The sequence below is a fragment of the Lysinibacillus sp. GbtcB16 genome, assembly GCF_019091145.1.
Lineage (GTDB): Bacteria > Bacillota > Bacilli > Bacillales_A > Planococcaceae > Lysinibacillus > Lysinibacillus fusiformis.
The window spans coordinates 1-1,797 of sequence record NZ_JAGXJV010000048.1 but is presented as its reverse complement, the minus strand read 5'-3'; the positions used below and the strand labels follow the sequence as shown (position 1 = coordinate 1,797).

Annotated in this window: 1 protein-coding gene and 1 pseudogene; one reads left to right on the top strand and one right to left on the bottom strand. The window is 30.7% G+C overall.

The annotated features are described in order from the left end of the window. Positions 1 to 1,046, top strand: a 1,046-nt coding sequence (locus tag KVT27_RS23105) for a cytochrome P450 family protein (RefSeq protein WP_254636256.1), incomplete at its 5' end; no start/stop codon positions are given. A 453-nt stretch (positions 1,047 to 1,499) separates the two neighbouring features. Here the strand turns inward: KVT27_RS23105 and KVT27_RS23100 are convergent. Then, positions 1,500 to 1,757, bottom strand: a pseudogene (locus tag KVT27_RS23100) (thioredoxin family protein). Between the last annotated feature and the right edge of the window lie 40 nt (positions 1,758 to 1,797).

Genomic DNA, 1,797 nt, shown 5'->3' with positions numbered 1-1,797 from the left:
AAGATAATCAATTTATAAAAGATCCATATAAGCTTTTTAAGCCGAAAGAAATAGAGAAAATGTTACCAAATCTAGAAAAAGATTTGTTAACAAATCACATGTTAAACTCCGATCCACCTAATCATACTAGATTACGCAAAGTTGTTCATACAGCTTTTAGTTCTAGAACAGTTAAATCTTTACGCAGGCAAATTGAAGATATCTCTCAAGACTTAATAGATAAAGTTGAATATAAAGGAGAAATGGATATAATTGACGACTTCGCCTTCCCACTCCCGATTGCAGTTATTGGAAGTCTCTTGGGAGTACCAGAAAGTGATTATAAAGTGTTTCGTAAATGGTCTAATACATTAGTGGAGGCAAGTAATTTTCCAAGTAAAATGAAAGATGCGCGTCCGGAATTCCAGGCTTTTTCTGATTATCTTCAATTTTTAATTATGAAAAGGAAAGAACAACCTAAAAATGACCTTATTAGTAAATTAATTTATACTAAATCTGAAGAAGACCAGCTTACACAACAAGAAATATGTTCCATGATTTTTTTATTAATAATTGCAGGGCATGAAACAACAGTTAACCTAATTGGTAATGGAATTTTAGCATTATTACAATTTCCGGAGCAACTAGAAAAACTTAAAAGCAATTTTAATCTTATTGACTCTGCAGTTGAAGAATTGTTGCGTTTCTATAGTCCAGTTGAACTAGCAACAAATCGGTGGGCTAGCAAAGATTTATTTATTCGTGACAAACTAATTCGTAAAGAAGATATGATCGTGGTGTCCTTAGCTTCAGCTAATCGCGACGAGCTGAAATTCTTTAATCCTGAATATTTAGATATTTCAAGAAGTAATAATCATCACTTAGCATTTGGTATGGGAATTCATTATTGTCTTGGGGCCTCCCTAGCTCGCCTTGAGGGAAAGATTGCTATCAATACAGTATTGAAAAGAGTACCAAATATTAGACTTAATGCTGACTTGGAAACTTTGTCTTGGCGTCCTACTTACTTAATGAGAGGGTTAGGCAAGTTACCAGTGATTTTTTAGATGATTTATAAAAAATTAAGTGTAGTAATTGAAGCAAGTAAAGTCATAAGTTAAATTAAATGAATTGTTATTTCGATATATTGGAGAGAAAAGTACCAATAGAAAATAAAAATGAGTGTGCATTATGTTAAAAAATAATATTTTTTACTATGTAATGTACTTAGGGTTTATAGGTACGATTATTTAACCAATTGGTGCTTCTCTTAATTTAGTAACCATTAGTGAAAAATAACATTCATAAAAATTAAGGAATGATTTTTTGGGAGTATATTCAAAATATTTAATGGTATTGGGTTATGGTGCATCAAACTAGTTTATTTTCAACTTTATGAATAACATTGTCATAGTATTTTTGGATTAAGTTAGCTAAGGTTAAAAAATTTTATTAAGTGTCTACTAGAATTGTTTTGATACTAATTCTACTAACGCCTCTTTATATCTGAATCCAAGTGCTCAATAGACTACTTGACCATCTTTTAATACGAATACGGCTGGTATACTCATAACTTTAAAGTTATGAAAAGTTTTTTTATTTTTATCTATGTCTATTTTTACAACCTTTATTTTCCCCTTCATTTCTGTGTCAAATTCTTCTAGCACCGTGGATAATCTTTTACAAGGACCACACCATTTTGCCCAAAAACCTACTAAAACAATATCTTTATCTGTTTCGCGTTCAAAATTTTAATCAGTCACGTTTATAATAGTCATTTATATCCTCCTCTAAACAGGTTATATCTGGATTGTAACA